Annotated in this window: 16 protein-coding genes; 14 read left to right on the top strand and 2 right to left on the bottom strand. The window is 37.5% G+C overall.

Annotated elements, in window-relative coordinates; genetic code table 11:
• Positions 1-123 precede the first annotated feature (123 nt).
• The 11 genes from HMPREF9073_RS02420 to HMPREF9073_RS02375 all read left to right on the top strand — a co-directional run bounded on the left by HMPREF9073_RS02420 (position 124) and on the right by HMPREF9073_RS02375 (position 11,273).
• On the top strand, positions 124-2,076 hold the full coding sequence (locus HMPREF9073_RS02420; protein WP_009412384.1) for an OmpA family protein: 1,953 nt from the start codon (positions 124-126) through the stop codon (positions 2,074-2,076).
• 132 nt (positions 2,077-2,208) lie between these two features.
• Positions 2,209-3,018 (top strand): twin-arginine translocase subunit TatC, encoded by an 810-nt coding sequence (tatC, locus tag HMPREF9073_RS02415; RefSeq protein ID WP_034555183.1) that lies wholly within the window; start codon positions 2,209-2,211, stop codon positions 3,016-3,018.
• Between the two features lie 9 nt (positions 3,019-3,027).
• Positions 3,028-3,681 (top strand): hypothetical protein, encoded by a 654-nt coding sequence (locus tag HMPREF9073_RS02410; protein WP_009412382.1) that lies wholly within the window; start codon positions 3,028-3,030, stop codon positions 3,679-3,681.
• A gap of 4 nt (positions 3,682-3,685) precedes the next feature.
• On the top strand, positions 3,686-4,471 hold the full coding sequence (lptB, locus tag HMPREF9073_RS02405) for an LPS export ABC transporter ATP-binding protein (protein WP_009412381.1): 786 nt from the start codon (positions 3,686-3,688) through the stop codon (positions 4,469-4,471).
• A 165-nt stretch (positions 4,472-4,636) separates the two neighbouring features.
• Positions 4,637-5,011, top strand: coding sequence for a DUF4262 domain-containing protein (locus HMPREF9073_RS16180; RefSeq protein ID WP_232212860.1), 375 nt, complete (start codon positions 4,637-4,639; stop codon positions 5,009-5,011).
• On the top strand, positions 4,986-5,336 hold the full coding sequence (locus HMPREF9073_RS16175; protein WP_009412379.1) for a hypothetical protein: 351 nt from the start codon (positions 4,986-4,988) through the stop codon (positions 5,334-5,336). The genes HMPREF9073_RS16180 and HMPREF9073_RS16175 overlap by 26 nt, the downstream gene beginning before the upstream one ends.
• Positions 5,337-5,662: 326 nt before the next feature.
• On the top strand, positions 5,663-6,886 hold the full coding sequence (gene pepT, locus HMPREF9073_RS02395) for a peptidase T (protein ID WP_009412378.1): 1,224 nt from the start codon (positions 5,663-5,665) through the stop codon (positions 6,884-6,886).
• 84 nt (positions 6,887-6,970) lie between these two features.
• Positions 6,971-8,164: a pyridoxal phosphate-dependent aminotransferase gene (locus tag HMPREF9073_RS02390; protein WP_009412377.1), complete on the top strand. Its 1,194-nt coding sequence runs from the start codon at positions 6,971-6,973 to the stop codon at positions 8,162-8,164.
• A gap of 136 nt (positions 8,165-8,300) precedes the next feature.
• Complete coding sequence (gene pfkA / locus HMPREF9073_RS02385; protein ID WP_009412376.1) at positions 8,301-9,281, top strand: 6-phosphofructokinase; 981 nt, start codon at positions 8,301-8,303, stop codon at positions 9,279-9,281.
• A 54-nt stretch (positions 9,282-9,335) separates the two neighbouring features.
• Positions 9,336-10,334 carry a type I glyceraldehyde-3-phosphate dehydrogenase gene (gap, locus tag HMPREF9073_RS02380; RefSeq protein ID WP_009412375.1) on the top strand — a complete coding sequence of 333 codons (999 nt, stop codon included), beginning with the start codon at positions 9,336-9,338 and terminating at the stop codon, positions 10,332-10,334.
• An 84-nt stretch (positions 10,335-10,418) separates the two neighbouring features.
• Complete coding sequence (locus tag HMPREF9073_RS02375) at positions 10,419-11,273, top strand: hypothetical protein (protein WP_009412374.1); 855 nt, start codon at positions 10,419-10,421, stop codon at positions 11,271-11,273.
• 66 nt (positions 11,274-11,339) lie between these two features.
• Here HMPREF9073_RS02375 and HMPREF9073_RS02370 read toward each other — a convergent pair whose 3' ends face one another.
• Positions 11,340-11,954, bottom strand: coding sequence for a deoxynucleoside kinase (locus tag HMPREF9073_RS02370; protein WP_009412373.1), 615 nt, complete (start codon positions 11,952-11,954; stop codon positions 11,340-11,342).
• Positions 11,955-11,968: 14 nt separating this feature from the next.
• Positions 11,969-12,451, bottom strand: a complete 483-nt coding sequence (locus HMPREF9073_RS02365) for an Lrp/AsnC family transcriptional regulator (protein ID WP_034555180.1) — start codon at positions 12,449-12,451, stop codon at positions 11,969-11,971.
• Between the two features lie 330 nt (positions 12,452-12,781).
• On the opposite strand from HMPREF9073_RS02365, the gene HMPREF9073_RS02360 reads away from it, so the two are divergent.
• From HMPREF9073_RS02360 to HMPREF9073_RS02350, 3 genes are read left to right on the top strand one after another with little or no spacing between them, the layout of a single operon-like run.
• Positions 12,782-13,864 (top strand): AMP-binding protein, encoded by a 1,083-nt coding sequence (locus tag HMPREF9073_RS02360; protein WP_009412371.1) that lies wholly within the window; start codon positions 12,782-12,784, stop codon positions 13,862-13,864.
• A gap of 2 nt (positions 13,865-13,866) precedes the next feature.
• A complete protein-coding gene (locus tag HMPREF9073_RS02355) occupies positions 13,867-15,690 on the top strand; it encodes an ABC transporter ATP-binding protein (protein ID WP_009412370.1) in 1,824 nt (607 codons plus the stop codon).
• 29 nt (positions 15,691-15,719) lie between these two features.
• The gene (locus HMPREF9073_RS02350) at positions 15,720-16,508 is read left to right on the top strand and encodes an ADP-ribosylglycohydrolase family protein (protein ID WP_009412369.1); all 789 of its coding nucleotides are present in this window, start codon (positions 15,720-15,722) and stop codon (positions 16,506-16,508) included.
• Positions 16,509-16,562: the final 54 nt, after the last annotated feature.

Here is a 16,562-nt window from a genome sequence, read left to right as displayed (position 1 = left end):
AAATCTTCTTGCGTTATGAATTGGTAAAAACCTACAAAAAAATCGTATCTCCTCGATTCTTTTAGTGTGAGCTAACCACTTTTTAAAATTTTAACCCTATTTTTTAATTATTAATTATAAAAAATGAGATTACTAAGTTTAACTTTCGCATTATTATGTAGTGCACAAGTGCTATTAGCACAACCTGAAAAGGAATTAGAAAAAGCAAATGAAATGTACAAAAACTTTGCTTATGTCGATGCTATTAGAATATACGAAAGTATTGCTAAAAAAGGATTTGTAAACCAAGAAATGCTAGAGAGCTTAGGTAATTCCTATTACTACAACGCCGAGTACAAAAAAGCACTCCCTTGGTACAAACAACTCTTTGAAAATCCAAATTACAAAGTAAAACCTGAGTATTACTATCGTTATGCACAAGTCCTAAAATCAGTAGGTAAGTATAATGATGCTGATAAAATGATGGCTAAGTTCGCCGAATTGACCGATGATAAAGATACCCGAGCAATACTTTTTGAAAAAAATAAAGATTATCAACAAGCTATACAAGAGAATTCAGGAAGATTTAAACTGAATCCTATAGCTTTAAATACAGAGTACTCTGAGTATGGACCATCTTTCTACGGTGATAAAATCGTATTTGCAGCAGCTACTAGCGGAAGAGCTTCTAAAGGCGGTGTCTCTCAATGGACAGGCGAAGGGTTCTACGACCTTTATGTAGCCGATCGCAACAAACAAAAATTGTCTAATAAGAAACCCTTCTCTGCTGCTATCAACACAAAATTCAACGAGTCTACTGCTGTTTTTACTAAAGATGGTAAAACAGTTTATTTTACTCGTAACAACTATGTAAATAAAAAATTAGGAACAGATAAGGATGATACCATTCTTCTAAAAATACTTCGCGCTACCAAAGGTAGTGATGGCGAGTGGGGTAATGTGGTAGAAGTGCCTTTCAATAGCGATCAATACAATGTGGCACACCCTGCCTTAAGCCCTGATGAAAAATATTTGTACTTTGCATCCGATATGGGAGGTACCTTAGGCGGATCTGATATTTTCCGAGTAGAAATTTTAGGAGATAACAAATACGGAAAACCTGAAAATTTAGGAAATCTAATCAATACCCCAGGACGCGAATCTTTCCCTTTCATCTCTAAAAACAACGTAATGTACTATTCATCTGATGGATTCCCTGGTTTAGGTGGTTTGGATATCTTCGCTGTAAAATTCTATGAAAATGGTACGACTTCTAAACCTATCAATATTGGTCGCCCAGGTAATAGTGCCGATGATGACTTCTGCTTTATAATGGATAGCGATTCTAAAATAGGCTTCCTCTCATCTAACCGCCCAGGAGGAAAAGGTAGAGATGATATTTATAGCTTCTTTGAAGAAAAACCTTTAGTTTTTGATTGTGAGAAAATGCTCAAAGGAGTCTTAAAAGATGCTAAAACGAATAATGTAATTGTTGATGGACTCATTATACTTTCTGATAGAACAATGAAAGAAGTCGCTAAACAAAAAACTAAAGAAGATGGTACTTTTGCTTTCAATGAGGTAGATTGTAAAGAATTGTATTACTACTTGCGTGGCGAAAAAGAAAAATATGAAACTGCTGAAGTGAAAGTAAACACCGATAAAGAAGGCGAAACATACTACGAAATGCTTCTCAAACCAAGAGAAGTCGCAATTTCTAAAAATACTGATTTAGCCAAAGTATTCAATATCAAAGAAATTTATTTCGATTTGAATAAGTCTGATATACGTCCTGATGCGGCCGTAGAACTCGCTAAGATAGTAGAGGTGATGAAACAGTATCCTAAGATGAAAGTTGATATCCGTTCTCACACCGATAGCCGCGCTTCCGATGCCTACAACTTAGCCTTGTCAGATAAACGCGCAAAATCTACCCTCGAATGGATAGTAAAACAAGGTATTGAACGTAAACGCCTAACAGCTAAAGGTTATGGCGAAACTCGTTTGGTAAATGGTTGCTCTAATGGTGTCCCTTGTACCGAAGAAGAACATCAAGCTAACCGCCGTAGCGAATTTATAGTAGTGAGTATGGAATAACAATGTTTGAATAACAAAAAAACTGTTTGGGAGACCAAGCAGTTTTTTTTATTACCTATAATTGCTAATTATGAATTATTTTTTATCTTTGCACCATTAAATTTGTTATTAAAAGAAATTAATAAACTTACAATGGGAGCATCACAAGATGAAATGTCCTTTTTAGACCATTTGGAAGCCTTGCGCTGGCATTTAATACGCGCTACTATAGCCGTCTTAATTGTGGGAGTAGTAGCTTTTGTATGTAAGGATTTTATCTTTCAAATTATTTTTGCTCCTAAAAATGGCGATTTTTTCACTTATAAAATGTTCTGCAAAATAGGGCACTTTTTTGGTTTTGAAAGCGCTTTCTGTGCCGAAAAACTCCCTTTTACCATCCAAAGCCGTACAATGGCAGGGCAGTTCTCAGCTCATATCTGGACGTCTATTTGGGCAGGAGTGATTATCGCATTCCCTTATGTGCTTTATGAAGTCTGGAAATTCATCAGCCCAGCATTGTATGAACACGAACGCAAGTTAGCACGAGGTTTTATCTTTATTGCTTCTTTGCTGTTTTTTATAGGCGTATTGTTTGGTTATTACCTTATAACACCGCTTTCAGTGAACTTTTTAGGGTCTTATTCGGTAAGCCCTGAGGTGAAAAATCAAATAGATATAGATTCATATATTTCAGTAGTACGCTCATCGGTCATTTCGTGTGGCATTGTTTTTGAACTGCCTATTGTCATTTATTTCCTTACTAAGCTGGGCGTTGTAACCCCTGTTTTTATGCGTAAGTATAGACGTCACGCTTTGATAGTAGTGCTCATAGTTGCCGCTATTATCACCCCCCCCGATGTAGCCAGCCAGATAATCGTCTCAATACCGATTATGCTCCTGTACGAAATAAGTATTTTTATTTCGGCTTATGTTTTAAAAAAAGAACAAAACAAGGTAATTTAATATTTTTTAATGGATTGTAATACCTACTTACAGCACTTACCCAACGTGAAAACGTTGAAACAGCTTTGCAAAGGCAGAGCCGTGTTAGACTGGATTATTTGTGGTCACGAGTTCGAAGTTTATCACACCTACTACAAAGCCAATGAAGAAGAATACGACGGCTATGAAGCCCAGTGGGGGCACGGCTTTGAAGATGAAGATGGCACATCGTTGTCATTCTATTTTATCGATAAAGCCTGCTTAATAGTACCCTCATCCAGCGCCGAAGACAGCAAAGGAGGCGATAACCACGATTTCGAGAAACGCATCCCCAAAGTGTTTTTGCCCTACTATCGTAAAAACTTCTCGCAAAGTGATATCCCTTTTGTGATATACTCTTTGGATGGTGAAACGTGGCAATGCGTGGAAAATTTTCCTGTGGAAGAACACATCGATAAATTTGAACACATAACTACTAACCCTGCAAAATACAAAGAATGGGCAGTAGATTATATGGGCGACGAAGGCTTCTTGCAAGAAGTGATGAGCGAACAAACTATTACCGATATTTACGAAGGAAAAGTGCTTACCGAGGAAATGGTCTATAGCATCGTAACCGAAGTGCACGACTGGGTAGATTTAGAAACTGAACTCAACGAAATGCCTTATCGCTTTTCGTTTTAACTATATGAAATTAGTAGTAAACAACATCATCAAAATATACAAAGGAAGAAAGGTTGTAAAAGGCGTTTCACTGGAAGTAAACCAAGGCGAAATCGTTGGACTCTTAGGCCCTAATGGCGCTGGTAAAACTACTTCCTTTTATATGATTGTGGGACTCATCAAACCCAATGGCGGTACGATCTTCTTGGATAATACCGATATTACCAATTATCCTATGTACAAACGCGCTCAAAGCGGTATTGGCTACTTGGCACAAGAAGCTTCGGTGTTTAGAAAGTTGAGCATTGAGGACAATATCAAAAGTGTATTGCAACTCACCAAACTCTCTAAAGCCGAACAACAACGCAAAACCGATGAGTTGATTGATGAATTTAGCTTGGGACATATCCGTAAAAACCGCGGCGACCTACTCTCAGGGGGAGAACGCCGCCGTACCGAAATTGCCCGGGCTTTGGCTACCAGTCCGAATTTTATCTTGCTCGACGAACCTTTTGCTGGGGTAGACCCTATTGCGGTGGAAGATATCCAACGCATTGTGGCTCAACTTAAAGATAAAAATATTGGTATCCTCATCACCGACCATAATGTGCAGGAAACTCTTGCTATTACCGATCGTACTTACTTGATGTTTGAAGGAGGAATCCTCAAATCAGGAGTGCCTGAAGATTTGGCTGCCGATGAGACGGTACGTAAAGTATACCTCGGAAAAAATTTTGAGTTAAGACGTAAGAAAAAACCAGAAGATGATGATAGTAATATGAATCAAGAATTGGAAAATGATAATCCCTGATTAACAGCGTATTGTCACTTTTGTGTCGCATCTCCCCTTTAAAAGATTATCGGCAATTGCCGAGTAAGTGAATTAGGAGGAAGTTTATAATCAACAAGTTAATTCAATCCTTGATAGGCATTAAATCAATAAACTAACGAATTGGCAAATCAATATATCAATAAATTGACAAGTGATATCGAAAAATACGGCTTTGGGGTGATAATGGTACCCCAAACTGATTACTTGCCATCTTTTGCTTATACAGTAGGTTTGTGGAAAAGCTACAAACACCCTGAGCTTATTACTTTAGGAATGCCAATAGATATACTCCATACCATACTCAATACGGTAGCGTTTGAAGGCGTAAAAAAAGGAAAATCTATAGAAATAGGTAAGAATTATCGTGGCGTATTAGAAAAACATCCCGTACAATTCTTAACAGTAGACAAGCGTAATATCCCTGATTATTTTGGACAAGCAATCAACTATTACCAAACAGCCGATTTCCCTGCATTACAATTGATATGGCCTGATGACAAAGGTGGTATTCCCTTATGAAACAAATTTTAGAGAAGATTTAATCTACTTGCAACCGTTATTAGATAGAAATGCCGATTTCAAATTTAGAGAAGACAAACTCCGCCCCGTATTTACAACATCCGCTTGGTTAGAAAGTCAAGAACCAATTGTAGATGTAATACACGATAAAGAAGGCTATTGGTTTTTCCTTCCCTTAGGAGAACCCGATTGGAAGATGGTGCCCTTGGAAGAATTAGTAAAAGCCGACCCTACTCTCAATGATGTTTTTAACCTCGATTATGGCGAAAGTGCTAATAGGGAGTTTATAGGAGGGCAATGGCAAAGAGATGTTTATGAAGGGTAGAAATGAATGTATAAATTTACCATTAAAAGACTGAAAAATATCGTTTCAGACTTTGGCAAAGTTGATTACCTTGAAAATCAACTACTCTTAGAGTGTGTTGTGTAGGAAAGCCAGCGATAGCTGGGTATGTGCTGCAAACGCCCGTATAAATAAAACTTTTTGCAAACGCCTTTAAAAAGTAAGTTTATTTATTCGCAATCTATTTTTGTTTGACTATAATATTAGAACAATTAACCCTATATAACACTCACTTTTGAGAATTGTCCCCCTTCGGGGGAACGGGGGATAAACTCCTAACAAACAAGAAAAACTAAAAACTATATATAATGAAAAATTTAGTAGACCGTTTTATTAAGTACATAAAAATAGACTCTCAGTCTAATCCTGAGAGTGAAACAACTCCTAGCACCAAAAAACAATGGAATATGGCAAACTTATTGGTAGAAGAATTGAAAGCCATTGGTTTGCAAGATGTAACAGTAGATGAAAACGCCTATGTAATGGCTACCTTGCCATCAAATGTAGATTACCCAGTACCTACCATTGGCTTTATCTCTCACTTCGATACCTCTCCTGACTTCTCTGGTGAAAACGTAAATCCACAATTTGTAGAAAATTACGATGGGGGTGATATCGTCCTCAACAAAGAACAAAACATAGTGTTATCACCTTCTTATTTTGAGGATTTGTTGCTCTACAAAGGCAATACCATTATCACAACTGATGGAACTACCCTTTTGGGAGCTGACGATAAGGCAGGTATTGCCGAAATCGTAACCGCTATGGAATACCTCGTGCAACACCCCGAAATCAAACACGGAAAAATACGCGTAGGCTTTACCCCTGATGAGGAAATAGGTCGTGGAGCTCATAAATTCGATGTCAAAAAATTCGCTGCCGACTGGGCTTATACAATGGATGGCGGACAAATTGGCGAACTTGAATACGAAAGTTTTAACGCAGCAGGAGCTAAAATACACTTCAAAGGGAAAAACGTGCATCCTGGTACTGCCAAAAACAAAATGATAAACTCAATGCTTGTAGCTACTCAGTTTATCAATGCGCTACCAGCCGACGAAATTCCAGCTCGCACCGAAGGTCGCGAAGGATTCTATCACATTACCGATATCTCTGGAGATGTAGAAAATACAGTAGTACAGCTTATCATCCGTGACCACGACCGCGACCTTTTCAATAAACGCAAAGCCGTAGTACAGCAAATTGTAGACGATTTGAACAAACAAATCCCTAATGTGGCAGTAGCCGAAATAAAAGACCAATATTACAATATGGGTGAAAAAATCAAACCTGTGATGCATATTGTAGAAGTAGCCGAACGCGCGATGAAAGAATTAGGTATTACCCCTATAACCAAACCTATCCGCGGTGGTACCGATGGTTCTCAACTTAGCTTTATGGGATTGCCTTGCCCTAATATCTTTGCAGGCGGACATAATTTCCACGGTAAATACGAATTTGTACCCGTAGAAAACCTCGAAAAAGCTACCGAAGTGATTATTCGCATTGCTGAATTAGTAGCAAAAAAATAAGATAATTAGCCAATCTGTCAATTAGCCAATGTGTTAATTGACAAATTGGCTAACTTGCTAATTAACTAATTGATAAATTAACTTATGCCTACAATATCACATAGAGCGCAAATATTGCCTCAGTCTCCTATCAGGAAACTCACTCCTTACGCCGAAAAAGCAGCTAAGGAAGGGAAAACTATTTACCACCTCAATATTGGTCAACCCGATATTAAAACCCCTGAAATAGCTATTCAGGCAGTCAAAGATTTTACCCCTAAGGTATTGGAATATACCAAAAGTGAGGGCATCAACTCTCTCAGAGAAAAGGTGGTCGAATACTACAAAAAACACGATATTAAGGTCAATAGCAATGATATCATCATTACCAATGGTGGCTCCGAAGCGCTTACCTATGTAATTGCTACTGTTGCCAATGCCGATGATGAAATTATCATTCCTGAACCTTATTATGCGAACTACATCAGCTTTTCAGAAGCCTTTGATGCTATATGTGTACCTATTACGTCTTCTTTTGATGATAACTTTGCCTTGCCTCCTATAGAAGAATTTGAGAAAAAGATAACGCCTAAAACCAAAGCTTTTCTCATTTGTAACCCAGGGAACCCTACAGGGTATTTGTATTCTAAAGAGGAAATTTTGCAATTGGCAGCAATAGCCAAAAAACACGATATTTTCCTTATTTTCGATGAGGTATACCGCGAGTTCGTGTACGATGGTGCTACCCATTATTCCATTATGCAAGTAGAAGGCATCGAACAAAATGCTATAATGATAGATTCGGTGTCTAAACGTTTTAGTATGTGTGGAGCACGCATCGGGTGGGTAGTCTCTAAGAATAAAGACGTGATGATGTCTGTTTTGAAGTTCGCTCAAGCACGCTTGTCTCCCCCTACTTATTCTCAAATAGGTGCAGAGCGCGCTTTTGATGTGCCCGACACTTACTTTGAAGAAGTATTAAAAGAATACACCCAACGTAGGAATGTGCTTATTGAGGAACTCCAAAAAGTAAAAGGGGTACGCGTATCAATGCCTAAAGGCGCTTTCTATTGTATAGCAGAACTACCTGTAGAAAACGCTGAAGATTTCAGTATATGGCTTTTAGACCATTTCTCAGTGAATAACGAAACAGTAATGTTAGCTCCTGCCGAAGGTTTTTATGCCACCAAAGGCTTAGGGCGTAACCAAGTGCGCATTGCTTATGTACTTGAAAAAGAAAAAATCGTAAAAGCAATTCACATATTAGCCGAAGCACTAAAAGAATATAATAATTCCTAATCCCTAATTTCTATTTCCTATTTCCTAACTCCTAAAAAGATAAATAGTTATATTTTTTAAGTTAAAAAAAAAACATAAAATTATTGCCATATCAAAAATATTTCGTACTTTTGAGGCGGAAAATTAAAAACAGACAATGTCAGTAAAGAAAATAGCAGTATTAACATCAGGAGGAGACGCTCCTGGTATGAACGCCGCCATTCGCTCAGTGGTACGTACTTGTGCTTACCACAATATCGAAGTGGTAGGTGTATATCGCGGCTATCAGGGAATGATAGAAGGCGATTTCGAACCAATGAACGCTCGTAGCGTTCGCGATATTATCAACAGAGGGGGTACTATCTTGAAATCTGCCCGCTCTAAAGACTTTAGAACTCCTGAAGGGCGCAAAGTAGCCTACGAAAAATTAAAAGCAGCAGGAGTAGATTCTTTAGTAGTAATAGGAGGTGATGGCTCTTTCACTGGAGCGCTCTTGTTCAACAAAGAATTTGGCTTCCCCGTAATGGGAATCCCTGGTACCATCGATAACGACATTTATGGTACTGATTTTACTTTAGGCTATGATACAGCTCTCAACACTGTAATTGAGGCTATCGATAAAATTAGAGATACAGCAAGCTCTCACAACCGCTTGTTCTTCATCGAAGTAATGGGGCGTGATGCAGGGCATATCGCTCTCAACTCTGGAGTAGGAGCAGGAGCTGAAGAGATCTTGATCCCAGAAGAGAATATAGGACTTAAAAAACTACTTGAATCTTTGGAAAAAAGTCGTATGACTGGTAAAACTTCTAGCTTGGTAGTGGTTGCCGAAGGCGATAAAATAGGTAAAAACGTATTCGAACTTAAAGAATACGTAGAACAACACCACCCCGATTACGATGTGCGTGTATCTGTATTAGGCCACATGCAACGGGGGGGGGCTCCTTCTTGCTTCGACCGCGTTTTAGCAAGCCGTATGGGAGTAAAAGCTGTAGAATCTCTCCTTGAAGGTAAATCTAACTATATGGTGGGTATACGTAACAATAAAATGGAACTCACCCCGCTTGAAAAAGCTATCAAAGGTAGTTCTAAAATAGATACAGAACTCCTCCGCGTAGCCGAAATAATGGCAACTTAGTAACGTCGTAACAAACTAAAATTAAATAACGAATAAATTAAATTTAACAGAATTATGTCAGTAAAAATTGGAATTAACGGTTTCGGACGTATTGGTCGTCTCGTATTCCGTGCTGCTTATGAAAGAGCCGACGTAGAAATCGTTGGTATTAACGACCTTTTGGATGTAGATTACATCGCTTACCTTTTGAAATACGATTCAGTTCACGGAACTTTTAAAGGTGATGTGAAAGTAGAAAATGGTCACTTAGTAGTAGATGGCAAAAAAGTGCGTATTACTGCTGAAAAAGACCCTAACAACCTTAAATGGAACGAAGTACACGCCGATGTAGTTGCTGAATGTACTGGTATCTTCACCACTTTGGAAAAAGCACAAGCTCACATCAATGCAGGTGCTAAAAAAGTAGTGATTTCTGCTCCATCAGCCGATGCTCCTATGTTTGTAATGGGTGTGAACCACAAAACAGTAAAACCTACTGATACTATCGTGTCTAACGCTTCTTGTACAACTAACTGTTTGGCGCCTATCGCTAAAGTATTGAACGATAACTTCGGTATCGAAGAAGCCCTAATGACTACAGTTCACGCTACAACTGCTACTCAGTTAACAGTAGACGGTCCTTCTAAAAAAGATTGGAGAGGTGGACGTTCAGCTCTTTGCAACATCATTCCTTCAACCACAGGTGCTGCTAAAGCTGTAGGTAAAGTAATTCCTGAACTCAACGGTAAACTTACCGGTATGGCTTTCCGCGTACCTACTGCCGATGTTTCAGTTGTTGATTTGACTTTCCGTACTAAAAAACCAACTACACTTGAAGAAATCAACGCTGCTATGAAAAAAGCATCTGAAGGTGAATTGAAAGGTATCCTTGGATACACTGAAGATTTGGTTGTTTCTCAAGACTTCGTAGGTTGCAAAAATACATCTATTTTCGATGCTAAAGCTGGTATCGGCTTGAGTGCTAACTTCTTCAAAGTAGTTTCTTGGTACGATAACGAAACTGGTTATTCAAACAAATTAGTAGATTTAGCTCAACACGTTGCTAAATTGTAATTCTTAAAAAAGGTGAGTTGCCCAACTTAGGGGTAAACTCACCTTTTTTTAATAAAATAATAATAATTTAAAAACCGAAACGATATGATTTTAATTGTAGACAGTGGTGCTACTAAGGCCGATTGGACTGCCTTAAACAGCAAAGGTGAAAAAATATTTTTTACGCAAACTTTAGGTTTGAACCCCGAAGTACTTACAGAAGAAATTCTCGTAGAGCGTATTACCACCAATTACCAATTGTTTGAAAACAGAAATTCAGTATCCGAAATTTATTTCTATGGTGCTGGTTGTGGTACTGAACGCATCCGTTACTTTGTAGAACGTAGCTTAGCAACTATCTTCAAAAACGCTAAAATAGAAGTAAAAGAAGATACTTATGCTGCTGTGTTTGCTACTACAGCCCCCTCCGATAAAGCTATTGTATGTATCTTAGGTACAGGTGCTAACTGTTCTTATTGGAATGGTAAAGAATTATACCAAGCAGTAGATTCATTAGGCTATATTTTGATGGACGAATCAAGTGGAAACTTCTATGGCAAACGCTTGATTATCGACTATTACTTCAAGAAAATGCCTGCTGACCTCGTGCAAAAATTTGAAAACCAATATGAATTGGGCTCTGATGTAATTAAAAACCACTTGTACAAAATGCCTAACCCTAATAGTTACTTGGCTACTTTTGCAAAATTTGTGGTTGAAAACAAAAATCACGAATATTGCCGCGATATGGTGAGAAAAGGTATGCAACTATTTGTAGACCACTGGATTTCTCAATATGAAGATCGCTACGAAGTGCCTATCAACTTTGTGGGTAGTATCGCTTTCTTCCTCCAAGATATCTTGGAAGAAGTATTAGCTGAAAACAATCTTAAATTAGGAACTGTACTTAGAAAACCAATCGATGGGTTGGTAGCTTTCCACGTAAACAAATTCTTTTAATAACAAATAAAATATAAAAGAAAAAAAGACACTCACTATATCTATAGTGGGTGTCTCTTTTTAATTTTAAAACAATCCATAAAGAAGTCCATCTATTTTATTGATAATATCACCTAAATCTTCAGGGTTGTTTACAAAATCAATATTGTCTACTTCTATAATCAGTAGTTTCCCTTTATCATAGCCCTTTATCCACTGTTCATATCGTTGGTTGAGGCGGTTTAGATAGTCTATTGAGATTGTATTTTCGTAATCCCGACCGCGTTTTTGTATTTGGTTTACCAAATTCGGTACTGAACTTCTGAGGTAAATCAGTAGATCTGGAGGGAGAACTAAGCGTTCCATTAGAGCGAACAGCGATTTATAATTGTCGAAATCACGAGAACTCATCAGCCCCATTTCGTGTAAGTTAGGAGCAAAAATATGAGCATCTTCGTAGATAGTACGATCCTGAATAATATCGTTGCCCTTTTCTCTAAAATCCAAAATCTGTCGGAAGCGACTGTTTAGAAAGTATATTTGTAAATTAAAACTCCAGCGCTCCATTTGGTGATAAAAGTCGTCTAAATAAGGGTTGTCTACCACATCTTCAAAGTGGGCTTCCCATTGGTAGTGTTTAGCTAATAGGGAGGTAAGTGTCGTTTTGCCTGCACCTATATTTCCTGCAATGGCTATGTGCATTTTTTAGATTGATTTTATTCAGTTTCTTCTTCGTTTATACTTTTAATCCAAGAGGTATTTTTGATTTGTTGAATTATAAAAGAACTTTGAATATTAGAAATAATTTCCATTTTAGAAAGTTTCTGTACAACAAATTTCTGATAATCTTCCATATCGTTGAGTATAACTTTCAGGAGGAAATCGTAACTACCTGCCATATACGAGGCTTCAAGCACTTCGTCAAGATTACTAATGTATTTCTCAAATTCTTCAAATAGTTGTCCGCTGTGTCTCAAAAGTTTTACTTGGCAGTAAGCTATCAGCCTTTTCCCAAGGGCTTTAGGGTCAGCAACAGCAACATATTTTTGAATAACACCTGTATTTTCCATCCGTTTAATACGTTCGTGAACAGGAGTAATTGATAAACCTACTTTTTCAGATAGACTTTTAACCGATTGTTTGCTATCTTTTTGTAGTTCATCTAAGATTTTTAAATCTATGCGGTCTAATTGATACATAATATTTGAATTTGATGCGGTAAAATTAAGAATTTTTTTGATATAAAACTGAACATTAGAGAAAATATTTTTGCTATCTTTTTGTAAAATGCTCAAATACAGCTAAAAAATAAAAATAAATACTAAGGTGATTTTTCTATTTGCTATCTATGAATTAGTGATTTTTTCTAAATCAATATAATTTTCCAGAATTGAGAGGTTTGATATCAAGGGTAACTTTTTTCATTGTAGCTTCAAGTAGAAAAAATCTAATATTTGTATTTAATTTTGTCTATTTCGTTTAAAAATTGTAGTTTTGCAATTGCTATCTAAACAATAATATTATTTTATATGGAAGAAATAGATTACAAATTTGTACATAAAGATTTTAGAATCAACGGTTTCCCTATTGATAGAGAACGCTTAATCATTTTAGCAGTAGCCTATGTAAAGGATGGCTTGCCTTACCGTAAAGCGGTAGGAAGATTTCTTTTGGATTGGCTTGATAATAAAGATTATATCGAAGCTACAACCTCAGGATCAACAGGTATCCCTAAACAAATTCAACTTAAAAAACAAGGAATGGTAAACTCTGCTTTGGCTACAGGTGAATATCTAAACCTTTCACCCAAAGACCGTGCTCTGTTGTGTCTGCCAGCCGATTTTATCGCAGGAAAAATGATGCTCATTCGTGCAATTGTTCTGGGCTTGCACCTCGATATTATCAGACCTTCATCTATGCCGCTATCGCTCACCAATAAAAATTACGATTTCTGTGCAATGATTCCTTTACAAGCAGCAAAATCTCTTACCGATTTACCTCGTGTAAAAAAACTAATTTTAGGCGGAGCTTCTATTGATGGTGAGTTAGAAGCTAAATTACAGAATATTTCTACCGAAGTATACTCTTCTTACGGAATGACCGAAACCATTTCGCATATTGCGATGCGTAAGGTAAATCACACCGAGGAACACGAAACTACTTACAAGGCAATGCCTAATGTGATTTTCACCCAAGACGACCGCCATTGCTTAGTAATTAATGCTCCTTTAATTGCCGATCACCCTGTAGTTACAAACGATATGGTAAACCTTATCTCTCACAATGAGTTTGAGTGGTTAGGACGTTTCGATAATATCATCAACTCTGGCGGTTTTAAGGTCTTCCCTGAAAGTGTAGAACGCAAAATCAAAAAGTATATCAAGGGAGATTACTTTATTACCAAAGAACCTGATGATGAATTAGGACAGCGCGCTGTGTTATATGTACAAGGCGATGAAAAAGATTACCCTACTTTAGCTCACGATATCTATATGGATAAAGATATGCTAAAGTACGAAGTACCTCGCCAAATCTATTTCGTTCCTGAATTTGTATATACTGATAATCAAAAGTTAAGAAGGGACGAAACCGTTAAAAAATACAAAAAATAAGAATGAAACTCAAGAGATTTATCCCTTACCTATTGCCCTATAAACAACAGGCGTTTCTGAATATATTTTTTAATATACTCTACTCACTTTTCAGCGCCTTATCGTTTGTCGCACTGATTCCTATGCTCGATGTCCTTTTTGGCAAAACGCAACCTATGTTCCAAGAACCTGTCTATTCAGGAAATTTATTAGATCTGGGTAGTTATGGCAAAGCCTATTTGAACTATAAAGTAGGTGCACTAGCAGGCGAGAATACCATTTGGGCATTAGCAATTGTGATTGCTTTGGTGCTTTCTCTTTTCTTGCTAAAAAATTTATTCAGTTATTTAGCTTCTTTTTTTATTACCTATCTTCGTAATGGGGTACTTAAAGATTTGCGCAATAATCTGTATAAAAAAGTAGTCAATCAGCCAATAGCTTTCTTTTCCGATCAACGCAAGGGTGATATAATGTCCCGTATGATAGGCGATGTAAACGAAGTACAAAACTCTATGCTTTCAGCATTAGAATCGTTTATACGTGAGCCTCTTACCATCATATTTTCTATTTTAGTAATGTTAGGCATCAGCGTAAAACTCACTCTGTTTACTTTTATATTTATTCCTATTGCAGCAGCTATCATTTCTAAAATAGGTAAATCTCTTAAAAAGAACTCTATAGCAGTACAACAAGAACAAGGGCGATTTCTTTCTCTCATAGAAGAAACTATAGGCGGATTGCGTGTCATCAAAGCATTCAATGCCGAAAGTATATTCTCCAAGCGATTTGCCGACTCTAGCCAAACCTTTAACCGATTAAGCAACAAGGTAATGAATAGACAAAACTTAGGATCCCCTATGAGTGAGTTCCTCGGTATCTTGATGATTGCTATATTGTTGTGGTTCGGTGGTTCTCTGGTGTTGGTCGACAAAACTTTAGAGGGAACTCAGTTCATCGCTTTTATGGGCTTGGCTTATAATATCCTCACACCTGCTAAAGCTATCAGCAAAGCTTCTTACGATATGCGCCGCGGAAATGCTGCTGCCGAGCGTATCTTGGAAATACTCGATTACGAAAACCCCATCAAAGAACGTGAAAACGCTGTGGTGATAAAAAATTTTACTACAGCTATCACCTTAAAAGAGGTTACTTTTGCTTATGCTGAACAACCCGTACTCTCCCATTTTTCGTTAGAAGTGCCTAAAGGAAAAACAGTAGCTTTAGTAGGGCAATCAGGGAGTGGAAAAAGTACTATTGCTAACCTAATCACTCGTTTTTACGATGTAAACGAAGGTGCAATCCTCATCGATGGAGTGGATGTAAAAGATATGCAAACCACTTCCTTGCGCAAACTTATAGGGGTAGTGTCGCAGGACTCTATACTCTTCAATGATACCATAAAGAACAACCTACTGATAGGTAAACCCGATGCTACCGATGAGGAACTTATAACAGCAGCCAAAATCGCCAACGCCTATGAGTTTATAAACGACTTGCCTGAAGGTTTTGAAACTAATATAGGTGATGCAGGTAGCAAATTGAGCGGTGGACAAAAACAGCGCTTGAGTATTGCCCGTGCAGTACTGAAAAATCCCCCTATAATGGTACTCGACGAAGCTACTTCAGCACTCGATACCGAAAGTGAACGATTGGTGCAAAACGCTTTAGAGAATATGATGAAACACCGTACCTCTATAGTTATTGCTCACCGCCTTTCCACTATACAAAATGCCGACTTGATTGTCGTGATGCAAAAAGGACGTATCGTAGAACAAGGTACCCACAGCGAACTAATACAAAAAAATGGTATGTACAAACGATTAGTAGAAATGCAAACCATTGAGTAATACCATAATCAACTAATTGATTATTAGTTATGAAACAGACAATTTTAGGGGCAATAGCAGGAGATGTGATCGGTTCAGTATACGAATTTAATAACACACGAACTACTGATTTTCCACTATTTAAAAGAGAAACAGCCTTTACCGATGATACAGTAATGACTATTGCCATAGCCGATGCGATTCTTCACAATAAGGATTTTGCTCAAACAATATTAGACTATGGTAAGCGTTATCCAAATAGAGGTTATGGAATAAGTTTTTTTAAGTGGTTAGCACACGATACCCCCGCACCACCCTACAATAGTTGGGGGAACGGTTCGGCAATGCGTGTAAGTGCGGTGGGTTTTGCTTATAATGATTTAGATAAAGTACTTAAAAAAGCAGAAAAAACAGCAGTAGTAACACACAATCACCCAGAGGGTATCAAAGGAGCACAAGCTACAGCAGCTGCTATTTTTCTGGCACGAACAGGTAAAAATAAAGCTGAGATAAAAGCTTATATAGAGCAAAAGTTTGGATATGATTTAGATTTTACCCTTGATGAAATACGCCCTACTTTTCCATTTGACGAAAGTTGTCAAGGTACAGTACCCCAGTCAATTGTTGCCTTTTTGGAGAGCACAGACTATGATAGCGCTATACGATTAGCAATTTCATTAGGTGGTGATAGCGATACCATTGCTTGTATAACAGGAGGTATAGCAATAGCTTATTATAAGGAGATGTCACAAGTTATAGTAGATAAAATACGTAGAGAATATTTACCTACTGCTTTTGTTACTATTATTGATGAGTTCGACTTAGTTTTTAATAACTAATAATGAAGTATAAATGTGCAAAAAATATTTCCCATATTTTCTTGCACTTTTCAT

Origin of the sequence: Capnocytophaga sp. oral taxon 326 str. F0382 (assembly GCF_000318295.1) — a bacterium.
GTDB lineage: Bacteria > Bacteroidota > Bacteroidia > Flavobacteriales > Flavobacteriaceae > Capnocytophaga > Capnocytophaga periodontitidis.
This window is presented reverse-complemented; position numbering and strand designations above follow the sequence as displayed.

Coding starts and splice junctions, on each gene's coding strand:
- HMPREF9073_RS02420 (WP_009412384.1), top strand. CDS start 124: ATGAGATTACTAAGTTTAACTTTCGCATTATTATGTAGTGCACAAGTG.
- tatC (WP_034555183.1), top strand. CDS start 2,209: ATGGGAGCATCACAAGATGAAATGTCCTTTTTAGACCATTTGGAAGCC.
- HMPREF9073_RS02410 (WP_009412382.1), top strand. CDS start 3,028: ATGGATTGTAATACCTACTTACAGCACTTACCCAACGTGAAAACGTTG.
- lptB (WP_009412381.1), top strand. CDS start 3,686: ATGAAATTAGTAGTAAACAACATCATCAAAATATACAAAGGAAGAAAG.
- HMPREF9073_RS16175 (WP_009412379.1), top strand. CDS start 4,986: ATGACAAAGGTGGTATTCCCTTATGAAACAAATTTTAGAGAAGATTTA.
- pepT (WP_009412378.1), top strand. CDS start 5,663: ATGAAAAATTTAGTAGACCGTTTTATTAAGTACATAAAAATAGACTCT.
- HMPREF9073_RS02390 (WP_009412377.1), top strand. CDS start 6,971: ATGCCTACAATATCACATAGAGCGCAAATATTGCCTCAGTCTCCTATC.
- pfkA (WP_009412376.1), top strand. CDS start 8,301: ATGTCAGTAAAGAAAATAGCAGTATTAACATCAGGAGGAGACGCTCCT.
- gap (WP_009412375.1), top strand. CDS start 9,336: ATGTCAGTAAAAATTGGAATTAACGGTTTCGGACGTATTGGTCGTCTC.
- HMPREF9073_RS02375 (WP_009412374.1), top strand. CDS start 10,419: ATGATTTTAATTGTAGACAGTGGTGCTACTAAGGCCGATTGGACTGCC.
- HMPREF9073_RS02370 (WP_009412373.1), bottom strand. CDS start 11,954: ATGCACATAGCCATTGCAGGAAATATAGGTGCAGGCAAAACGACACTT.
- HMPREF9073_RS02365 (WP_034555180.1), bottom strand. CDS start 12,451: ATGTATCAATTAGACCGCATAGATTTAAAAATCTTAGATGAACTACAA.
- HMPREF9073_RS02360 (WP_009412371.1), top strand. CDS start 12,782: ATGGAAGAAATAGATTACAAATTTGTACATAAAGATTTTAGAATCAAC.
- HMPREF9073_RS02355 (WP_009412370.1), top strand. CDS start 13,867: ATGAAACTCAAGAGATTTATCCCTTACCTATTGCCCTATAAACAACAG.
- HMPREF9073_RS02350 (WP_009412369.1), top strand. CDS start 15,720: ATGAAACAGACAATTTTAGGGGCAATAGCAGGAGATGTGATCGGTTCA.